General features: G+C 63.6%; 19 protein-coding genes. 15 read left to right on the plus strand and 4 right to left on the minus strand.

Going from position 1 to position 20,972, the window contains the following annotated elements:
- The first annotated feature begins 121 nt into the window (after window positions 1–121).
- The 5 genes from MESAU_RS10185 to MESAU_RS10205 all read left to right on the plus strand — a co-directional run bounded on the left by MESAU_RS10185 (window position 122) and on the right by MESAU_RS10205 (window position 6,982).
- Window positions 122–4,540, plus strand: a complete 4,419-nt coding sequence (locus MESAU_RS10185; RefSeq protein ID WP_041163676.1) for a YadA-like family protein — start codon at window positions 122–124, stop codon at window positions 4,538–4,540.
- A 92-nt stretch (window positions 4,541–4,632) separates the two neighbouring features.
- Window positions 4,633–5,181, plus strand: a complete 549-nt coding sequence (locus MESAU_RS10190; protein ID WP_015315966.1) for an invasion associated locus B family protein — start codon at window positions 4,633–4,635, stop codon at window positions 5,179–5,181.
- Window positions 5,182–5,194: 13 nt separating this feature from the next.
- Window positions 5,195–5,860, plus strand: coding sequence for a hypothetical protein (locus MESAU_RS10195; protein WP_015315967.1), 666 nt, complete (start codon window positions 5,195–5,197; stop codon window positions 5,858–5,860).
- 46 nt (window positions 5,861–5,906) lie between these two features.
- Entirely contained in the window at window positions 5,907–6,368 is a 462-nt protein-coding gene (locus tag MESAU_RS10200) for a DUF4189 domain-containing protein (protein WP_015315968.1), read from the plus strand.
- Between the two features lie 68 nt (window positions 6,369–6,436).
- Window positions 6,437–6,982: an invasion associated locus B family protein gene (locus MESAU_RS10205; RefSeq protein ID WP_015315969.1), complete on the plus strand. Its 546-nt coding sequence runs from the start codon at window positions 6,437–6,439 to the stop codon at window positions 6,980–6,982.
- 94 nt (window positions 6,983–7,076) lie between these two features.
- Here MESAU_RS10205 and MESAU_RS10210 read toward each other — a convergent pair whose 3' ends face one another.
- The 3 genes from MESAU_RS10210 to MESAU_RS10220 all read right to left on the minus strand — a co-directional run bounded on the left by MESAU_RS10210 (window position 7,077) and on the right by MESAU_RS10220 (window position 10,899).
- Window positions 7,077–8,387 carry an NRAMP family divalent metal transporter gene (locus MESAU_RS10210; protein ID WP_015315970.1) on the minus strand — a complete coding sequence of 437 codons (1,311 nt, stop codon included), beginning with the start codon at window positions 8,385–8,387 and terminating at the stop codon, window positions 7,077–7,079.
- A gap of 145 nt (window positions 8,388–8,532) precedes the next feature.
- Window positions 8,533–10,080, minus strand: a complete 1,548-nt coding sequence (locus MESAU_RS10215; RefSeq protein WP_015315971.1) for a GMC family oxidoreductase — start codon at window positions 10,078–10,080, stop codon at window positions 8,533–8,535.
- Window positions 10,081–10,227: 147 nt separating this feature from the next.
- Complete coding sequence (locus tag MESAU_RS10220; RefSeq protein ID WP_015315972.1) at window positions 10,228–10,899, minus strand: GntR family transcriptional regulator; 672 nt, start codon at window positions 10,897–10,899, stop codon at window positions 10,228–10,230.
- Window positions 10,900–11,068: 169 nt separating this feature from the next.
- Between MESAU_RS10220 and MESAU_RS10225 the strand changes: the two genes are divergently transcribed.
- From MESAU_RS10225 to MESAU_RS10270, 10 genes are all read left to right on the plus strand, one after another.
- On the plus strand, window positions 11,069–11,905 hold the full coding sequence (locus tag MESAU_RS10225; protein ID WP_015315973.1) for an alpha/beta fold hydrolase: 837 nt from the start codon (window positions 11,069–11,071) through the stop codon (window positions 11,903–11,905).
- A gap of 44 nt (window positions 11,906–11,949) precedes the next feature.
- Window positions 11,950–13,089: an FAD-dependent oxidoreductase gene (locus MESAU_RS10230; RefSeq protein WP_015315974.1), complete on the plus strand. Its 1,140-nt coding sequence runs from the start codon at window positions 11,950–11,952 to the stop codon at window positions 13,087–13,089.
- 65 nt (window positions 13,090–13,154) lie between these two features.
- On the plus strand, window positions 13,155–13,745 hold the full coding sequence (locus tag MESAU_RS10235) for an amino acid synthesis family protein (RefSeq protein WP_041163678.1): 591 nt from the start codon (window positions 13,155–13,157) through the stop codon (window positions 13,743–13,745).
- A 30-nt stretch (window positions 13,746–13,775) separates the two neighbouring features.
- Window positions 13,776–14,234 carry a YbhB/YbcL family Raf kinase inhibitor-like protein gene (locus MESAU_RS10240; protein ID WP_015315976.1) on the plus strand — a complete coding sequence of 153 codons (459 nt, stop codon included), beginning with the start codon at window positions 13,776–13,778 and terminating at the stop codon, window positions 14,232–14,234.
- Between the two features lie 73 nt (window positions 14,235–14,307).
- Window positions 14,308–15,030, plus strand: coding sequence for a class II aldolase/adducin family protein (locus tag MESAU_RS10245; protein WP_015315977.1), 723 nt, complete (start codon window positions 14,308–14,310; stop codon window positions 15,028–15,030).
- A gap of 113 nt (window positions 15,031–15,143) precedes the next feature.
- Window positions 15,144–16,781, plus strand: coding sequence for a choline dehydrogenase (locus tag MESAU_RS10250; RefSeq protein ID WP_041163679.1), 1,638 nt, complete (start codon window positions 15,144–15,146; stop codon window positions 16,779–16,781).
- Complete coding sequence (gene fhmpcd1, locus MESAU_RS10255; RefSeq protein WP_015315979.1) at window positions 16,781–17,710, plus strand: 5-formyl-3-hydroxy-2-methylpyridine 4-carboxylate 5-dehydrogenase; 930 nt, start codon at window positions 16,781–16,783, stop codon at window positions 17,708–17,710. Before MESAU_RS10250 ends, fhmpcd1 begins: the two co-directional genes overlap by 1 nt.
- Window positions 17,711–17,770: 60 nt before the next feature.
- Window positions 17,771–18,601 carry an ABC transporter ATP-binding protein gene (locus tag MESAU_RS10260; RefSeq protein WP_015315980.1) on the plus strand — a complete coding sequence of 277 codons (831 nt, stop codon included), beginning with the start codon at window positions 17,771–17,773 and terminating at the stop codon, window positions 18,599–18,601.
- Entirely contained in the window at window positions 18,598–19,413 is an 816-nt protein-coding gene (locus MESAU_RS10265) for an ABC transporter permease (RefSeq protein WP_015315981.1), read from the plus strand. Before MESAU_RS10260 ends, MESAU_RS10265 begins: the two co-directional genes overlap by 4 nt.
- 38 nt (window positions 19,414–19,451) lie before the next feature.
- Complete coding sequence (locus MESAU_RS10270) at window positions 19,452–20,462, plus strand: ABC transporter substrate-binding protein (protein WP_015315982.1); 1,011 nt, start codon at window positions 19,452–19,454, stop codon at window positions 20,460–20,462.
- Window positions 20,463–20,497: 35 nt separating this feature from the next.
- Here MESAU_RS10270 and MESAU_RS10275 read toward each other — a convergent pair whose 3' ends face one another.
- Complete coding sequence (locus MESAU_RS10275) at window positions 20,498–20,923, minus strand: hypothetical protein (RefSeq protein WP_015315983.1); 426 nt, start codon at window positions 20,921–20,923, stop codon at window positions 20,498–20,500.
- Window positions 20,924–20,972 lie beyond the last annotated feature (49 nt).

Here is a 20,972-nt window from a genome sequence, read left to right on the forward strand (position 1 = left end):
TATGCTCGGATCTTTTCTCACAAGACAGCAATTTCGTGAAATACGGCAAGCAGGAATCATGTCTTCCTGCCGTGGACTGGAATTGTCAGACGATTCCATGCCGGCCAGCGGAGAGGGCATCATGACCGACAATCAGATTTCGAGCGGCTCGCCTGTTGTGCAGCGTCGCGCGGCGCATTTCGCCGGCAACTGGATCGCCGGCACCGATCCCCGTTCCCGCTCAATTCGTCGTCGTTTGATGGCGGTGCTGCGCATGGCTCATCGCGCGCTGGGTATGGGACGCAAGCGCCTGGGGCTGGGAACGCTGGGCGTCGGCGGGGCGCCGGCCGCGATGCTGGGCGCCTTCGCGATCGGCATGGCTGCAACGCCGGCCCTGGCGCAATATCAGGCCGGTGGCGGGTCGGCGACAGGCGGCAACGCCGTCGCCATCGGTAACGGCGCGACGGCGAATGGCAATAACAGCACGGCGTTGGGCACCTCCAACAGTGCAACGGGCGACGCTACGATCGCCATCGGCTATGCGATGAGTGTCAATGGCCTCAATTCCATAGGCATAGGCGTGTTCGCGGGCGCGACCGGCGTCAACGCCCTCGCTTTGGGCGGGAACGCCCATGCCAACGGGGACGGAGCAAGCTCGATTGGCGTCAACTCGGTTGCAGCCGCAGGCGCGGCCGCCTTTGGCCTGAACGCGCGTGCCGACGGATTGAACTCGACGGCGATCGGCTACGTTACCCGGGCGACCGGGCTGCGCGCCACCGCGCTCGGGTTTGGGGCAACAGCGTCCGGGCTGGATTCGCTTGCCCAAGGTAATAGCGCCGTCGCAAGCAATCAGAACGCCATCGCCATCGGCTTCCAGGCGACCGCGACCGCGATCAATGCCGTCAATCTTGGCAACCGAACTGTTGCGGGAGGGGGCGCCCTTCAGGAAAGCGCCATCGCCATTGGCACGGACGTACTGGCGTCTCAGGTTGACTCCACTGCGATCGGGCGCCAAAGCAAGGCAACGGGCACGTCCGCCATAGCGATGGGCGTCACAGCCGCGGCATCGGCAACTAACTCGGTCGCCGTCGGCGCCAGCACGGTTGCATCGGGAGCCTTCGGGGTCGCCATGGGTAACCAAGCGCAGGCGCTTGCAGCCGGTGGTGCTGTTGCGATAGGCTCGGGCGCAATCGTTGCCAGCACCGCGACCTCGGGCCTTGCGCTCGGCAACAATGCAAGTTCCGGTGGTATTTTATCGGTTGCCGTAGGCGCCGGTACCAACGCCAGCGGCGACAATTCCACAGCCACCGGACGCCAGGCTGTTGCGAGTGGCACAAACGCCTCCTCGTACGGGACAGGATCCAAGGCTACGGGAGACAATTCCCTCGCTGCCGGCGTCAGCTCCAACGCCAGCGGGGTTGCCAGCACCGCACTTGGCATCGGCGCCGCGGCGTCGGCTACGAGCGCCATCGCCATCGGCAACAATGCCGCGGCCGGTTCCACCAACGCGGTTGCCATGGGTACCAACGCCGTGGCGACCGGCGGCCAAGCCGTCTCGATCGGTGCGAACAACACCGCCTTTGGCGACGGCGCGGTCGCCATCGGCGATCCGAGCTTCGCCAGCGGCACCGGCGCCTTCACCGGCGGCGCCAACAACATCGCCAACAGCGACGGCACGGCGACCGCGACCGGAGCCAATATGGCCAATGGCGCCGTCGCCATCGGCAACAACAACAAGGCGATCGGGCAAGGCTCCGTCGCGCTGGGCAACGGCTCCACCGCGGGCGCCGCCGGTTTCGTCGGCAATGTCGCGCTGGGCAACGGCGCCTCGGCGGCGGCAAGCTCGGGCGACGTGGCGCTGGGCTCGGGCTCGGTGACCGCCGTGGCGGTCGGCACCGCCAGTGGGGTGGTCAACGGCACGACCTATGCCTTCCAGGGCACCAACCCGACCTCGACGGTCAGCATCGGCGCGCCGGGCGCGGAACGCACCATCACCAACCTGGCTGCGGGGCGGATCAGCGCGCTCTCGACTGACGCGATCAACGGCTCGCAGCTCTTCGCCACCAACCAGGCGGTCGACGCCATCGGCGCCGTCGTCAACAACATCAATGTCGGCGGCGGCATCAAGTATTTCCACGCCAACTCGACGCTGGCGGATTCGCAGGCGCTGGGAGCCGATTCCGTCGCTGTCGGCCCGAACGCGGTGGCCAACAATGCCGGCGACGTCGCGATCGGCCTGAATTCGACGTCGGGCGCCACGACCAATGTCGGCGGCACGACGATCGGCGGCGTCAACTACACCTTCGCCGGCGGCACGCCGGCGGGCGCCTTCTCGGTCGGCTCGGCCGGCGCCGAGCGCCAGATCCAGAACGTCGCCGCCGGACAGTTGAACGGCGGTTCGACCGATGCCGTCAACGGCTCGCAGCTCTTCGCCACCAACCAGCAGGTGACGCAGAACACGACCGACATCGCCAATATCGGCGGCAACATCACCAATCTCGGCAACACGATCAACAACATCGCCGGCGACACCTCGGCGATCTACACCAACGCCAATGGCGAGGGCATCCGCTATGCCCGCACCAACGAGACCGGCCTGGCGCAGACCGATTCCTTCGCGCAAGGCGTCGGTTCCACCGCAGTCGGCTACCAGGCGACCGCGACCGGCGTCAGCGCGCTTGCGCTCGGTCGCGACAGCGCGGCCAGCATCGACGGCAGCGTGGCGCTCGGTCAAGGTTCGGTCTCTGACCGCGCGATCGCTCCGGCTTCCGGGCAGATCGCGGCCGGCCCGTCCAACTTCATCCAGTACAACACGACCGACAAGACGCTGCTCGGCGCCGTGTCGGTTGGTACCGCCACGGCCTACCGGCAGATCACCAACGTGGCCGACGGCACGCAGGACCAGGACGCCGTGACTGTGCGCCAGCTGGCGGGAGCGATCGCGGCGGTCTCCGCCACCTCGACGAAATATTTCCATGCCAATTCGACAGCCGGCGACTCGCTGGCGGTCGGAGCGGAATCGGTCGCGGTTGGCCCGACCACGGTCGTCAATGGCGACAATGGCGTCGGCATCGGCAATGGAGCCGTCGTCGACCAGACGGCACCCGGCGGCACCGCCATCGGGCAGAACGCCCATGTCATGCTGGCCGACGGCATCGCGCTCGGCACCGACTCCACCGCCGCCGGCGTGCAATCCATCGCACTGGGCGCCGGCGCCCAAAGCATCTTCGCCAACAGCGTGGCGCTGGGCGCGTCATCCATCACCACGGTCGGCGCGCAGGCCGGCTACACAGCCTTTGCCCTCGGCGCCGCGCAGACATCGGCCGGCGAAGTGTCCTTCGGTGCCGCCGGGGCGGAGCGCAAGCTCACCAATGTCGCGGCGGGTTCGGCCGATACGGACGGCGTCAACGTCTCGCAGTTGCGCGGTGTCTCACAAAACGTTTCCAACCTGTTCGGCGGCGGCACCACGGTCAATCCCGACGGCTCGATCACCGGGCCGACCTACAACATCCAGGGCAACAACTACTCGACCGTCTATGACGGCTTCACCGCCGTCAACAATGCGCTCACCACCATCAACAATGGCGGCGGCATCAAATATTTCCATGCCAATTCGACGCTGGCCGACAGCCTTGCCGGCGGCACCGACGCGGTGGCGATCGGGCCGGAGAGCGTGGCGAGCGGCACCGACAGCCTGGCCGCGGGCCATGGTTCGACGGCGACCGGGCAGGGCGCCGTGGCGCTCGGCCAGGGCGCGCAGGCCAACAATGCCAGCGATGTGGCGCTTGGCTCCGGCTCGGTGTCGCAGACCGCCGTCGGCACGTCCAACACGGTCATCAACGGCAAGACCTACGCCTTTGCCGGCACGACCCCGGACGGCACCGTCAGCGTCGGCGATGCCGGCGCGGAGAGGACGATCACCAATGTCGCCGCCGGACGCGTTTCTTCCGACAGCACCGATGCGATCAACGGCTCGCAGCTCTACGCCACCAACACAGCGATCGAAGACCTGACCAAAACGATCGGCGGCATCGGCGGCACCGTCCAAAACACCGTGCAGTACGACACCGTCACCAATCCGGACGGATCGACGACCAAGGTCAACAAGATCACGCTGCAGGGCGGCGATCCGAATGCGCCTGTCGTCATCTCCAATGTCGGCCCCGGCGTTGCCGGCACCGACGCGGTCAACGTCAACCAGCTGAACCTGAACCTGGCTCAGAGCAAGACCTATACCGACCAGGTGGCTGTCACGACGTTGCAACAAGCCAACACTTATACCGACCAGAAGTTCAGCCAGCTCAATTCCGACATCAGCGGCATCCGGGACGAAGCACGGCAGGCGGCGGCAATCGGTCTGGCGGCAGCCTCGCTCCGCTACGACGACCGTCCTGGCAAGCTGAGCGTGGCGGCGGGCGGTGGCTTCTGGCGGGACTCGAGCGCCTTTGCCTTCGGCGCGGGCTACACCAGCGAGGACGGCCGCATCCGTGGCAATGTGTCCGGCACGGCGGCGGGTGGAAATGTCGGTGTCGGCGCCGGGCTGAGCTTCACCTTGAACTGAGGCGGGGACCTGGGGCGGGAATGAACAGGCGAACCGGCCATGTCAGGCCAGGCTCGAATCCGGGAACCCCGTTTGGTTTTCCCGGACTAGCCATGGCATTCCTGATCTGCCTGGCGCTTGCCGGCGGGCTGGCGCCGGCTGCCGCGCAGACGGCTTCGCCCTATAGGGTCAAGCCCTCCGACGTGGTCGTGCCGCCGGACGTGAAGCTCGGACAATACCAGCGCACCATCCGTCCCTTCGAGAACTGGACGCTGATCTGCGACGAGAACCTCAAGGCGCGCAAGAAGGTCTGCAACGTCTCGCAGGTGATCGAGGACGGGGCGGGCAAGATGGCGTTCAGCTGGTCGCTCGCCGCCACCCAGGACGGCAAACCCTACATGATCCTGCGCACCGCGCCGAACGCCAGGAGCGATGGGCTGGTATCGCTGAAGTTCGAGGGGCGCGCCGAATCCATCGACGTGCATTTGAACGGCTGCAACGAAATGGTCTGTGTCGGCATGCTGCCGGTGGGACCTCTGATGCGCCAGGAGATAGCGCAGAAGGCGACGCCGGCGATTTCCTACCCGACCGTCGATGGCCAGACCGTTACCGTCACCGCAACGCTCAAGGGGCTGTCCGAGGCCCTTGCGCCAGTCAAATAACCGAGGCAGCACCGTGAGCCAGCAAGACCCGTTCATCTCCGCGACGCGCAGCAACCCGACCGTCGAGCCGGACCGCAAGAGGACCGTCGAGCCGCCGCGGCGTTGGCCGCGCGTCATCGGTTTGTGTGCGCTGGGGCTGGTCATGATGGGCATCGGCTTCGCCGCAGCGAACTATGCCGCGATCGCCGGTCTCGTCGGCACGCCGACGGCCGCTCAGGCCGGCACGGCGCCGCCCGCGCTGCCGGACTCGCCCTTCCTCCAACACGTCAAGCAATCCGGCGTGCAGGCCTGTTCAACCGTCTATCCGGTGCTCGGACAGCTCTTGACGACCGGCTCGAAATACAGCGTCAAGTCGCTGTGGAGCGACCAGGCCGCCGACAAGCACGCCGTGCAGGCGCTTGTCGGCCTGGACTATGCGACCGAGCGCTACAGCGGGCCGGCCGCCGGCATCGTTTTTGCTTCGCCCACCGCCACGGGTTGCGAAGGCACCATGGTGCGGGTGGCGCCGTTCGCCAGCCCTTGCGCCGACGTCACGTCCGCGCTTCCGCAGGGCAGCAAGATCACGGATCATCTCGGACAGGTCGAAGTGTACGAGCTTGGCGGCAACACGGGCGAAGCCCTTCTGCTGCCGACGGGCAACACCTGCGTGGTGATTTCCATCGCATCGGCGGCCAAGTGAGAATGTCAGGCGAATGGGCGAGGCGCCCTGGAAAGGATTGCGGACCATGAAATCGCGACGTTTGACAGTCTTGTGCATGGCCTTGCTGTGGAGCGGGCAGGTCGTCTCGGCCGATCTGGTGGAGCCGTCCGAGCCACCGCAGGAGGAGAAAGGTATCTGGGCGGCAATCGCCTACTCCCAGACCGATACCAAATACGGCTTCTTCTGGGGCGCCGACAAGCGGCAGGAAGCGAAGGACATAGCGCAGAAATATTGCGAGAATGCCGGTGGAAAGGCCTGTAACGTCGTTACCGTGTTCCGCAATCACCGTCATTGGACGGACGACGATAAGACCGGATTTCCCTACAAGCATTGCGGCGCGCTCGCCGTGGCAGACAAAGTGGAGCACCGGTTCACCCCGTGGGGCGTGAACTCCGCCGAGACCCGCCGGGAAGCGGAGGATCTCGCCCTGCAAGCCTGCGAGGCAGGGGGGACCCAATGCAAGATCCGTGAATGGGTCTGTACGTGACGATAAACACGGGTCCTCGAGCCGCTACTTCGGGCATTTGCCCAGCACCCAAGAGAAGGCAGCATTCATTGGTTCGTAGACAGCTTTTCCCGAAGGCAGCCGTCATCTGCGCGGCTGCCTTCGCCGCTTCGGTGCCGGCCGTTTTCGCGCAACAGCAGCAGGCTTCGCTTCCCAATGGCGCATCGTCGCTCCAGGAAACCTATCAGGACTGGCAGCTGGCCTGCGGCATGCAGGACAATGCCCGGGTCTGCACGGTCACGCAGGACCAGACGCAGAAAAACGGCCAGAGGCTTCTGGCCGTGGAACTGCGCGTGGGGCAGAAGGGCGGGCTGATCGGAACCTTGCTGCTGCCCTTCGGCATCCTGTTCGAGCCCGGCGTGACGCCACAGATCGACGACCAGCCGCCCGTCGGGGCGTTGAAGTTCAGGACCTGCCTGCCGAACGGCTGCGTGGCGCTGTTTCCGATCGACCGGGCGCTGATGCAGAAGCTCAAGGCGGGGACCGAGCTGAAACTCGACGTCACCACCGCGGCCGACACCAAGCTGAGTTTTCCGGTGTCGCTGAAAGGCCTTGGCGCCGCCCTCGATCGCATGGTCGCGCTGAGCGCACGTTGACGAGGGTGCCGTACGCGACTGCCGGCGGATGCCAAGGTCCTCGTCCCCTGCGGGCGCCCAGCGTCATACCGGAGCCTGACCCGGTCGGGTCATTTCAAAAGGCCCATTGCAGCGCGAGGCCGACAACCGACAGTCCCATCGCTGTCGTCGCGAGCCAGCCGAGAAAGCGCAGCCAGCCCTCGACGGGGAATTCGCCCATGATCTCGGAACGCCCGGTCATCAGCATCATGACGACCATTACGGGAACCGCGCATATGCCGTTGATGACGGCGCTCCAGTAAAGCGCCTTGATGGGATCGATCGGCGTCAGCATGATCCCCATTCCCAGCACCACGGCGGCGGCCAAGGTCGCATAGAATGCCAACGCTTGCTTCGGCTTGCGCTCCAGCCCCACTGGCCAGCGGCGCGCCTCGCCCACGGCGAAAGCGGCCGAGCCGGCGAGAACCGGCACGGCGAGAAGGCCAGTGCCGATAATCCCCATCGCAAAAATCACAAAGGCGAATTTGCCCGCGACCGGCTCCAGTGCCTTGGCTGCGTCGGCGGAGGAATCGATGTCGGTCACCCCCGCCTTGTGCAGGGTGGCGGCCGTCGTGACGATGATTGCAATGGCGATCAGGTTCGAAAAAGCCATACCTACCAGGGTGTCGGCGCGAATGCGCTGGAACGCTCGCGGCGCCTGCCAGGGTGCCCATTTCAAAGGCTTGGCCTTCGGGTCGATCTTCTCCTCTTCGACCTCTTGCGATGCTTGCCAGAAGAACAGGTAGGGAGAAATCGTGGTGCCGAGTATGGCCAGAAGCGTCGTGAAGAACGCCCGGCTCCATTCGACATGCGGAACGACGATTCCCTTGAGTGCCTCGCCCCATGGGATATCAGCCAGAAACGCGGCCACCACGTAGGCAAAGAGGCTCAGCGTTGTCCATTTCAGGACCGTGACGTAGCGGCTGTAGTCGAGGAAGACGATCGCCAAAACGCATGCCACGCCGAACGCAACGACGTAAAGCGAGCTTGGGCCGCCCACCAGCAACCACAATGCATCAGCCATCGCGCTCAGGTCCGCCCCGATGTTGATCACGTTGGCGGCGAACAAAAGCAAGGCTACAAAATACATCAGCGGAGATGGGTAGTGCCGTGCGAGGTTGCCGGAAATACCTCGACCTGTCGTCCGGCCTATTCGCGCTGCTATCTCCTGGATCGCGACCATGAGCGGAAAGGTGAAGACCATCGTCCAGCCGACATTGAACCCCAACTGGGCGCCCGCCTGGCTGTAGGTGCCGATGCCCGAAGGATCGTCGTCCGAAGCGCCTGTGATGAAACCAGGTCCGATTGTGCGCAGCAGCCGCTGGAATGGCCCTTTTGCCCGAAGATTGCTCTGTTTCTCAGAGACTTCGGCGCTTATGTTGCTCATGCAGGTGCTCCAAATACGGGGTCCCTTCCGTAATCCGCCTGAAGCAAAATTCGGCGATAGCCATTCGGTTCCGTTAGCTATCGCTGAAACGCCGTTGGTGCCGTGTCGCCAGGTCGTGCTTGCTTTGCCGGCGATATGCTATTTCTCAGGCGCGAGATCGAGCGAAGGTCTCGGCGATCGCGAGAACCGCGGCGTGTATAGGTCCCGCGGTTAGACTGGGCATGATCGACGCGTCGACGACAAAAAGATTGTCGAGCGCCTTCAGCCGCAGATCCGCATCGACGACGGCGTCCGGATCCTTGCCCATCCTGCAAGTGCCACAGGGATGATGATGCGTGATGACCGACTGCGCGATGAAGTCGTCCATGTCAGCCGCGCTGTTCAGGCTGCCTGGCAGGAGTTCGCGCTCGCGCCAGCCGGCGAGTTCATCCCGATGTCCGATCGTCCGGGCTGCCTCGAGCGCCTGGCGAAACAGCGCACGGTCCCGGCCGCTTTGCAAATATGCGGGGTCGATGATCAACCGATCATCGAGCTCCGGCCCGCTTATGCGCACGCTGCCGCGGCTCGCTGGATGGGTGATCCCGAACAGCAGCGAATATGCCGTGCCGGCGGCAGGCGCCTGAAAGCGTTCCGACACGATCGGCGCGATGCCGCAACCAACGACGATTTCGGGCTGACCGGTACCGGTGAACCCGTCGGCGCGCATATACGCCATCGATTCCGAGTGCTGGAGGCGCGATGGAGGAACGTGCCTGCGAGCCGCATAAAGGTTGCCGGCGCCAAGCAGGTGATCCTGAAGGTTTCGACCGACTTCCGGCATATCGATCAGGCAGCCAACGCCGGCGGTATCGAGCATGTCGTGCGGACCGATGCCCGAGCGCATCAGCAAAGCCGGACTTTCCAGCGCGCCGGCGCAAAGGACAATTTGATCCGCGAGGATTTCGACCGGACCCTGTCGCCCTGCGATTTCGAGGCCGCGGACCCGATTGCTCGCCAGGTTAAGCCGCCGCACTCGCGATCCCGTGAGGATGGTCAGGTTCTCGCGGCCTCGAACAGCCGGCGTGAGCCAGGCGTCCGCCACCGTAACCCGCCGCCCATCGCGAATGTTCAAGGAGTTCGGGGTGACGCCGATCATCTCCCCGCTGTTGTGCCCTTCAAGACGCGGCAGGCCGAGCGAAGCGCCGGCTTCGATAAACGCGCGCGCGACCGGACTGACCTCGTCGGCCGGCAAATGGACGGGCATCGGCCCGCCCTTGCCGTAAAGGCCGTTGCCGCCGAGCGGGTGATCCTCGATAGCCCGAAACGCGGGCAGCAATTCATCCCAGCTCCATCTGTTATCGCCGGTCGCGTCGACCCATGCCTGGAAGTCCCGGGGATGACCACGCATGTAACCCATCGCGTGCAGGCAACTCGAGCCGCCGACCACCCGCCCGCGCGCCCAGCGATGCACCCGGCCAGCGGTCCCGGCTTGCGGCTCCGTGCGATAGTCCCAATCGTAGCCACGGCCCTGAAGTGCCGGCCATGCGGCGGGGTTCCAGATGTCGGGATCCACCGCTTCTTCGCCTGCCTCGATCAGCAGAACGCGGCTGTCCGGCTTTTCACTCAGTCGCGCCGCAAGCAATGCGCCAGCCGACCCGCCGCCGACGATGACGATATCGGCATCCCGTTCGCGCTCAAAATTCGCCCAGCTCATCATCACTCCATCTGACGCTTGCGTATTTGGTCGGCAAGTTTGGCGCCGGCACGAGGTGGCCTACGCATCGAGCTGTGCGCGGACAGTCGATCCGCGACATCCTCAAAGGCTTCGGGTTTCAGGCGGAGCAACTGTCTTTCGAAAAACTCAAATCGCGCTGTCCATGGACATCTTCGCTGCCGCTTTGGCCTTCAACAGGTGATTTTTGGAGGCCTTGCGGGCGGCCTTCTCGTCGCCGGCGGCGATGGATTCGTATATCTCCTTCATCTCCGCCAGGCTGCTCTGTGCCCTGCCATCCAATGACATCGATCGTCCGCGAAAGAAGCTGATCCTGGCCACAAGGCCACGATGGACCTCCTCAAGGATCGGGTTGCCGCAATTGGCCAGTACGATCGAATAGAAGTCCGCGGCGGTCATGACCTGTGCCAGGCTGTCATTGCTGGACGCCGCCGCTTCGAACGCGGAAAGAGATTTCTCGAGTTCAAGCAACTGCTCCGGGGAAATTCTCGACGCGCAGCGTCCCGCGGCCTCGACTTCAAGCAGCTCTCGAACCTCGTAGATGGCGGTTGCCACCTCCCACGTAAGCGACGGTATCGACGGCCCGCGGTTGGGGACGATCTCGATCAGGCGCTCGGCTTCGAGACTGCGCAAAGCCTCCCTTAGCGAAGGGCGACTGATGCCGAGCTGTGTGCACAGCTGACTTTCGATGAGGCGGCTTCCCGGCTGGAACAATCCGGAGAAGATGGCGAGCCGTAACTTGTCGACGGTCTCCCGTTGAACTGTTCGTGGAGAAATTCGCAAATTCAAATCTGGAGGCATTTCTAACGTCTCATCGGTTTGAGTCGCAATCTCCTAACCAGCATACGTCACGCCGTGGAAAATAGCCAGATTGTCAAATCTGAAGATTGCAAGAATGTCAGACAATCTGCTTGACGTCCTTCTGGCTGTATGATCCTTTTGACCGAGACGGGCAGTGACGGTGAGGATCATGAACATTGCGGCAGGGATAGCTTCCGACCGATTTGGCTCGCGACGCATCGACACCGGCCGCATCACCGTGAATGTGCGCGAGGCCGGCAACGGCCCGTTGATGCTGTTTTTCCATGGCATTACCTCCAATTCCGCGGTCTTCACGCCGTTGATGGCTCGGCTTTCGGATCGCTTCACGACCGTGGCCGTCGACCAGAGAGGGCACGGCCACAGCGACAAGCCGGAAGGCGGTTACGAGGCGCATGACTACGCGGACGACATTGCCGGCTTGATCCGTACCCTCGATCGGGGTCCTGCCATCCTCGTCGGACATTCGCTTGGCGCGAGAAACTCCGTCACGGCCGCCGTGCGACATCCGGAACTGGTGCGGTCGGTCATCGCAATCGACTTCACGCCCTATATCGAGACCGAAGCGTTGGATACGCTGGAAGCCCGGGTAAACGCGGGAAGCCAGCTTTTCGAGGATATCAAGGCCGTCGAAGCCTATCTTGCTGGCCGCTATCCGAACATTCCCGCCGACGCCATCAGGATCCGAGCCGAGAGCGGCTATCAGCGGGTCGACGGCGGGCTGCGACCATTGGCGTCGCCCGCGGCCATGGCCCAGACGGCCAAGGGCCTGCGATCGAACCTGGTGCCCGCCTATCGGGATGTGGCGAAGCCCGTCCTTATCGTTCGGGGCGAGGCGAGCAAATTGGTTTCGGCGGCGGCGCTGGCGAAAACAAGCCGGCTACGGCCCGATCTGCCCGTGGTCGTCGTTCCGGGCGCCGACCACTACGTCAACGAGGTATCTCCCGAGATCACGCTGAAAGCGATCACGAATTTCATCGACGCCTGACGGCCCAGCACGCCGTCTTCTTGTACGCAGCATCAGGATAGAAAATGGCCAATGTAAACAAAACCCAGGGTAAGGCGCGCCGTGCCGAGGTCGCTGGCGGCGGCTTTGCCGGTCTGACCGCCGCCATCGCTCTGAGGCAGAACGGTTGGGATGTCAGGCTGCACGAAAAGAGCTCGGAGCTGCGGGCATTCGGCGCGGGCATCTATCTCTGGCACAATGGCCTTCGCGTGCTCGAAGGACTGGGCGCCCTGGATGATGTTCTCCAAGGTTCGCATACGCCCCCGACCTACGAGACCTGGATGCATAACAAGTCGGTTTCCAAGGAGACGTTCAACGGCCTCCCGTGGCGCATCATGACCCGGAGCCACCTGCATGATGCCCTGGTCAACCGCGCCCGCGCGCTGGGTGTCGACGTATCGGTCAACTCCGAAGCGGTTGCCGCCGATCCGGAAGGTCGCCTGACGCTTCAGACGGGAGAGGTTCTCGAAGCCGACCTGATCGTCGGCGCCGACGGTGTTGGGTCCAAGGTCAGGGACTCCATTGGCTTCAAGCAGGACCGATGGGTCTCCAAGGACGGTCTCATCCGGCTGATCGTGCCTCGCAAGAAGAAGGAACTCGGTCACGGCGAGTGGGACAACACCATAGACATGTGGAACTTCTGGCCGCGCGTTCAGCGGATCCTCTACTCGCCCTGCAACGAGAATGAGCTTTACCTCGGCCTCATGGCTCCAGCCGCCGATCCGCGGGGGTCGCAGGTGCCGATCGATCTCGAGGTCTGGGTCGAGATGTTCCCTTTCCTGGAGCCGTGCCTGATCGAGGCGGCCAAGCTGAAAACAGCCAGGTACGACAAGTACGAAACGACCAAGCTTGACAGCTGGACAAGAGGTAAGGTGGCCCTGGTGGGAGATGCCGCGCATGCGATGTGTCCGGCTCTTGCCCAGGGCGCCGGTTGCGCGATGGTCAATGCCTTCAGCCTGTCGCAGGATTTGCAGACGGGCTCTTCGGTCGAGGACGCGCTCGTCGCGTGGGAAAAGCGCATTCGCCCGATCACCGATCGCTGTCAGGCGCTGTCCGGCGACTATGCGGCGAACCGCTCGCTCTCGAAGGGAAACATGTTCACGCCGGCGGCGTTGGAAGCAGCCCGCTACGACCCGCTGCGCGGCGTCTTCTCATGGCCGCAGTAGCATCGGACGAGCCGCTCAACGCATTAATCGGCGCGCGCAAGCTGCGCTCCCTTCAGGAGACAAAGATGAACTATTCCAGTGAAGTCGAACGGGACTACGATGTCAGGGGGTGGTACGCCTCGGTCCAGGAAAGCCGGCATGATGGCGGCCAGCCTGGCGAGACCCTCGTCAAAGTCGCGACTGGCGTTGTCATCCGCAATCCGTTCGCCGGAAAGTTCGTCGCCGAACTGTCCGACCTGACCAATCCCAGTTCAGCCATCGGTCATGCGCTCGGCGAGCGGGCGGTGGCGCTGCTCGGCAACAGGCCGGTCGAAAGCTATGGCAAAGGCGGTATCGCGGGCACATCCGGCGAGCAAGAACATGTCGTCGCCTGCATCACCACGGTGTTCGGAGATCCGCTGCGTCAGCAAGTGGGCGGCGGCAAGGCCTGGATCTCGTCGGTCAGCAAGGTCGCCGCAGCCGGCACATCCATCGATATCCCGCTTGCCCACAAGGACGAGCTTTATATCCGTTCCCACTATGATGCCGTCACATTTTCGGTGCCGGATGGCCCGCGCCCCGATGAGCTTTTGATCTGCGTGGCCGTCGCATCGGGTCCGCGCGTGCATCAGCGCGTCGGGGGCAAATCCGTCGCCGACCTCAAGGCCGGTGTCTAATTCGATCGAAATTGGCGAAGGACGAATTCCATGCCCCTGAACATCAAGGACCTCAAGATTACGTCAGCGGATTTCAAGCCGCTCGGGAAGTTGCGCGACGAGCATGCCGGCGACAAAGGCAATGTGTTGCCCAGGCTTACGGTCAGCGGCGTCCCCGCGGGCACGAAGGAACTCGCGGTCATCTGCCATGATCCCGACGCGCCCTTGCCCAACGGCTTCACGCATTGGGTCGTCTACGGCATCGATCCGTCGACCACCGACCTTTCGGATGCGCAGGAGAAGTTTCGCGTCGGGCCAAACGGCGCCGGCGGCAAGCAGTATTACGGGCCCCAGCCGCCCGCAGGCCATGGAGAACATCACTATTACTTCTGGGTTTATGCCCTGGACACCAAGGTCGAAGGGACGCCTACCAGGGAGGAGTTCCTGCAGAAATATGCCGGGAACATCATCGAGCAAAACCGGATCGTCGGCCTCTACGAAAACAAGTGAAATCCGCGACGCCGGCGACCGATAACTAAGAATAAAAATGGTCGCCAGCGCCGCGAAATGGGAGAATTTGGAAATGAAAGACAACAGCCCAGCGCACCAGACGGTCTTCGAAGAGCTGGTCACGGCGACGAAGATCCTTCTGAACGAAGGCATCATGGATACGTTCGGGCACATCAGTGCCCGTGACCCCCAGGATCCCCAAAGCTTCTTCCTGGCGCAGAAGCTTGCTCCGAGCCTGATAACCGTCGACGACATCCAGCGTTTCAATCTCGACGGCGAGACGTCGGACAATCGCCCGTCCTATCTTGAGCGCTACATCCACAGCGAGATCTACAAGGCGCGGCCCGACGTCCAGTGTGTGCTCCACACTCATTCTCCGGCTGTCCTGCCGTACTGCTTCGTCGACACACCGCTTCGGCCGGTCACCCACATGGGAGCTTTCATCGGCGAGAAAGTCCCGGTCTACGAGATTCGCGACAAGAATGGCGACGAGACGGATCTCTTCGGCGGCAGCCCCGGGATCTGCGCTGATATCGCCGAAAGTCTCGGCAACCAGACAGTGGTGCTCATGGCGCGGCATGGCGTCGTCAATGTCGGCAACTCCGTGCGTGAGGTCGTCTTCCGGGCGTTCTATCTCGAGCAGGAAGCGGCAGCGCTCACGGCCGGCCTGCGGATCGGCAACATCAAATATCTGTCGCCGGGCGAGATAAGGACGGCAGGAAAACTCGTCGGCGCCCAGATCGATCGAGGATGGAATCACTGGTCGCAGCGTCTGAGAGAGGCCGGCCTGGCCTAGTCCCGGCCGCCTTGAGGAATACCTAGTCCATCCGGCCCTGGCCGGGATGGTCCAGGCTCGGTTTCAATAGTTCCCTCGCGCAGGAGCGCCGGACCAAGGCAATGAAACGCACCATGCCGCACGCGGAAAGTTACGACTACATCATCGTTGGGGCCGGATCGGCCGGTTGCGTGCTCGCCAACCGGCTGAGCGCCGACCCCGGATGTTCGGTGCTGCTGCTCGAGGCCGGCGGCTGGGATCGCGACCCCATGATCCACATCCCGCTTGGCTGGGGCAAGATCCTGACCGAGCGTCGCCACGACTGGATGTATTTCTGTGAACCGGAAGACAATGTCGGCGGACGCAGGGTCGAGTGCGCCCGCGGCAAGGTGATCGGCGGGTCTTCGTCGACCAACGCCATGGCCTATGTGCGGGGAAATCGCGGCGATTACGACCGTTGGGCGGCCAGCGGGCTCCATGACTGGTCGTACGACAAGGTGCTGCCCTATTTCCGCAAGCAGGAGAGCTGGGAAGGAGGCGCGAACCACTTTCGCGGCGGCAATGGTCCGGTCAGCACCCAGTTCTGCCGTTACAAGGACCCGCTGATCGACGCGTTTGCGCAGGCCAGCGTGCAGGCAGGATATCCACAGACGGACGACTACAATGGTGAGCGGCAGGAAGGTTTCGGCCGCCTCCAGATGACGATCTCGAAAGGTCGGCGCAGCTCGACCGCGTCCGCCTATCTGCGGCCAGCCCTGAAGCGGCCCAATTTGACCGTCCTGACCGGAGCGACGGCGACGAAGATCACGCTGGAGGGCACGCGCGCCGCCGGCGTGGTTGTGAACCATGGCGGCGGCCAACGGTCGGTCGTCGCCCGCAGGGAAGTCCTGCTCTCGGGCGGCGTCATCAACACGCCGCAACTTCTGATGCTGTCCGGCATAGGGGAGCCGGAGGAGCTCGCGACGCGCGGTATCCAGACGCGGGTCAACCTGCCGGCGGTCGGCAAGAACCTGCAGGATCACGTATCGGTCATTCTCATGTACCGGCGCCGGGGGCCGGGCGGCCCTTTCCTTCGCAACATGCGTGCCGACCGGATCGGGTTCGATTTCGCCAAGACCTACTTCACGGGACGAGGTTTCTCGGGAGATGTGCCCGGAGGGGTCGTCGCATTCCTGAAAAGCGGCCCGGAGCGTCCGTTGCCGGATGTGCAACTGCTGTTCACGGCCGCCCCGCTCGCCGCGTGGCCGTATTTCGAGCCGTTCAAGGCGCCATTTCCGGACGGGTTCGCCACACGGATCGTGGCGACGCAGCCTGAAAGCCGGGGCGCGGTGAAATTGGCCTCGGCCGATCCTCTCGCGGCGCCATTGATCCACCAGAATTTCCTCGCCTCGCCGAAGGACTGGGGCTCGCTTCGGGCCGGCTTCCGAGTGGCGAGGGACCTCGCGTCTCAGCCCTCCATGCAGCCCTTCATCGAGGCGGAGTTTTTCCCTGGCCCGAAGTGCCAGAGCGACGACGAGATCGATGAGCATATCCGCAAGACCTCGATCACCGTGCATCACCCGGCAGGAACCTGCCGGATGGGCGCCGACGCGGCCTCGGTCGTCGACCCGCAATTGCGGCTTCGCGGCGTCGACGGCCTGAGGGTGGTGGACGCTTCCGTCATGCCCGACCTGGTCTGCGGAAACATCAACGCGGCGGTGATCATGATCGCCGAGAAAGCCGCCGACCTCATCGCGGCATCAAAAGCAGCAACGCAAAGCAGGGCAGCATAATGATCCAGCGTATCGCCATCATCGGTCTGGGTACGATGGGGCCTGGCATGGCCGCCCGGCTCGCCAGGGGCGGCCTGCAGGTCGTCGCCTACGATGTTGCCCCGGCCGCGATCGAGCGCGCGGGGTCCATGCTGGGCGTGGCCGAGGGCGTTCTCGACGCCCTGGGTATCGCGGTGCCTCCGGCCGGCGCCGGAACGGTCCGCTTCACGGATGATATCGCAGACGCGGTATCGGGCGCCGACCTCGTCATCGAGAACGTTCCTGAAAACATTTCGATCAAGGCCGATGTCTATCGCACGATCGACAGCCTGATCGCGTCGGACACGATCGTAGCGTCCGACACGTCGGGCATCCCGATCACCAAGCTGCAGGCGCACATCTCCCATCCCGAGCGGATGGTGGGCATGCACTGGTCGAACCCGCCGCATATCATCCCGATGATCGAGGTGATCGCAGGCGAAAAGACCGCGCCGCATATCGTGACGACGATTCGCGACCTGATCCGCTCGATCGGCCTCTTGCCGGTGGTGGTGAAGAAGGATGTTCCGGGCTTCGTCGAAAACCGCGTGCTCTATGCGTTGCTGCGCGAGGCGGTCGACCTTGTCGAGCGCGGTGTCATCGAGCCGGAAGATCTCGACACCTGCGTCTCCTGGGGCATCGGCTACAAGATCGCGGTGATCGGGCCGATGGCGCTGCTCGATATGGCGGGCCTCGATATCTACAAGTCCGTTTCGTCGTTCCTCAACGCCGATCTCTCCAATCGCGACGATGTCGCGCCGATGGTGCTGGAAAAGACGAACGCGTCGAAGCTCGGCATCAAGTCGGGGGAGGGCATGTTCTCCTACACGCCCGAGCAGACAAAGGCGCTGCAAGGCGAACGGGCGCGCAAGCTCGTCGCGGTGCGGCGCATCCTGGAGGGCCGGGAGTAGCCATGACACATCGTGCTCACAAAGCCGGTCGGGTTGGGGCGCCGCATGGAGGGCCAAGCCATGCGTGTTGAAACCATCCGGGCAGCCGGCGGTCGGCCGGCCCATATACGTCACGACGACCTGATCTCCGCCAAGGGCGTTTCGGTGGTCATGGCCAGGCAATTGGTTCTGCAGAACATCGATCTTTCGGTACCGAAGGGCTCGTTTGTTTCTCTCATTGGTCCTTCCGGTTGCGGCAAGAGCACCTTGCTGAAGGTTCTGGCCGGACTTGTAAATCCGACAAGCGGCAGCGTTTCGATCGCCGGGCTTTCGCCGGTCGAGGCGGCGCGCAAGCGCATGATCGGCCTCGTCTTCCAGGACGCCAACCTTTTGCCGTGGAAGAACGCGGTCGACAACGCTTCCATGCTGCTCGGTATCGCCGACAAGTCGCTTTCGCGCGCGCAACTACGGACGCGCGGACAGGAGATGCTTGAGCTGGTGGGCCTGGGCGACAGCGCCCACAAGCGACCGAACGAATTGTCAGGCGGCATGCGCCAGCGCGTCGCTATCGCGCGGGCGCTGGCGCTCGATCCGGCGGTGCTGCTGATGGACGAGCCGTTCGGCGCGCTCGACGCCATTACCCGCGACCAGATGGGTCAGTCGCTGCTGGAGATCTGGCAGCGCACCGGCAAGACCATCGTTCTTGTCACCCACTCCATCGACGAGGCCATTCATTTGTCTCGCCATGTTCATGTGCTGGGGATCAAGCCGGGCCGGATCACCGAAAGCCTCGATATTGGCCTGCCCTATCCGCGCGATCTGTCGGTGACGGAAGATCCGGAGTTCGTCAGGCTGGTGGTTCAACTGCGCACCATGCTGCGCGCCAGCCACCAACCGGGAGGCGTGTCATGAGCGATCAACCCATCACCAATCCCTCCGACTCGCGGTTTGCCTCGAGTTGGGTGGCCGCGACCGGCAGCTGGCTGCCGGCGGTCATACTTTTGCTGGCGACGATCGTCGTATGGGAAGCCGTGGTGCGGATTTTCGCTATCTCCGCCTTCATCATTCCCGCTCCGTCCGAAATCGCGCAATCGCTGGTCGCGCAATGGGCAACGCTGATGCAGGCGACGCTGGTGACGGCAGGCGAGATCCTGTTCGGGTTCCTTGTCTCCGTCGTGGTCGGCGTCGCCATTGCGCTGGTCATCGTGCGCTTCGACTGGCTGGGCCGAGCGCTTTATCCGCTGGTGGTGTTGTTCCAGAACGTGCCGAAGGTGGCGCTGGCGCCGATCTTCATTCTCTGGTTCGGCTATGGGCTCGCGCCCAAGATCGGCCTGATCCTGGTCATCGCCTTCTTCCCGGTGACATTGTCGATGCTGGCCGGCATGCAGTCGGTCGATCGCTCGCTGCTGTCGCTGATGAACTCGGTCGGCGCCAGCCCGACGCAGATCCTGTTCAGGATCCGCGTTCCGCATTCGCTGCCGAACCTGATGGCGGGAACCAAGATCGCGGCCACGCTGAGCGTGATCGGCGCCATCGTCGGCGAATTCGCCGGTGCCTCGGACGGCTTGGGCTACGTCATCCAGTTCGCCTCGACCCAGCTCGACACCGCGCTGGTCTTCGCGGCGCTGCTGCTCGTCTCCGTGCTCGGCATCGCCTTCTACTACGCCGCCGAAATCCTCGAACGCATCGTGGTGCCATGGGCACCGAAATTCAGCCAGGCCTAGGCCTCTCGATCAACCACCGTCAATAAAAGGGAACAAAAATGCTGAGACGCTCACTTATCAAGGTAGCCACGCTTGCGGCCTTTGCCGGCGCGCTTGGCTTCTCGAACGCGACGCTGGCGGCTGACAAGATCACGGTCCAACTCGATTGGGTGGTGCGCGGCAATCATGCCATGTTCTTCGTCGGCAAGGAAAAAGGCTTCTTCGCCAAGAACGACATCGACGTTGCCGAAATCCGCAAGGGTTCGGGTTCGCCGGATGCCATGCGGCTGGTGGGCAACGGGAACGCGGATTTCGGTTTCGGCGATCTTCCCACGCTCGCCGTCGCCCGCTCGCAGAGCGTTCCGGTGGTGGCGGTGGCCGCCGTCAACCAGCACTCGCCGCTGGCAATCATGTCGCTCGCCAAGACGGTGAAGCTCACCAAGCCGGCCGATCTCAAGGGCCTGACCATCGGCATTCATCCAGCGGGCTCGACCTACATCTTCTTCAAGGGCTTCCTGGCGGCCAACGGCCTGACCGAAAAGGACATGACGCTGAACAGCGTCTCGCCGCCCTATGAAAGCTATCTGCTTCTCGGCCGGGTCCAGACGGTGGTCGGCTATGTCGACGCCGAGGTTCCCGAACTGGAAGCCAAGGCGGGCGGTCCCGGTTCGCTCAGCATCATGATGGGCGCCGACCATGGCTGGAAGGCTTATGGCTCCGGCCTGTTCACCTCGGAGACAATGACCAAGGACAAGCCGGACGTCGTCGCCCGTTTCGTCAAGGCCTACAGGGAAGCCTTCGACTATGTTGTCGCCCATCCGGAAGAAGCCGCCGAGATCACTGCCAAGGCTGCTCCAGGCTATGCCGACAAGAAGGATGTGCTGCTGGCGCAGATCAACGCCGACATCGCCTCCACCTTCACCAGCCCCGACACCAAGGATCACGGCCTCGGCTGGATGACGAAGACGCAGTGGGAGGAAACGCTGAAGACGCTCACCGACCAGGGCGTGCTTAAAGCCGCGCTATCGGCCGACGACGTCTTCACCGACAAGTTCCTGGCGAAGGAATAGGGCACGATGGCCCGGACGGACCGATCAATGAGCGCCTACCGGCATGCCAGGCTGTCCTGCTCCATGCCGCAGGACACCTCGCGCTCGCCTTTGGCGGCATCGGTTCGGTCGAGCGCGATCTGCCCGCGCGTGGCATATGCGCGACCCGCGAGGCCACACCACAGGCGCTCGACCGGCAGGTTTTCGCGCTTGTCGTTGAGGATGGTGAAGGTGCCGGTCTTGGGATCGAACCAGAGTTCGACACGAGCGCTCATGCCCGGCTCTATCGTGGCGATCCCTTCTGAATACCAGTGGGCGAAGTCGGCGTTGCAGGACACACCTTTCTTGCCGGCATTCGAAATCGTCAACGGCACCATATCGAGCCCGTCGGTTCCCTTGCGGACGATCACATGGTGCAACTCAACCGCGTTGGCAAGCGATGTGAACGCCAACATCACGGGGAGGACATAACGGATTTTCACTTTGCCTGAGCTCCATGGGTAGCTTTCTCAGGCAGTCTATCTCGCTTGT

The sequence above is a fragment of the Mesorhizobium australicum WSM2073 genome (assembly GCF_000230995.2).
Taxonomy (GTDB): domain Bacteria; phylum Pseudomonadota; class Alphaproteobacteria; order Rhizobiales; family Rhizobiaceae; genus Mesorhizobium; species Mesorhizobium australicum.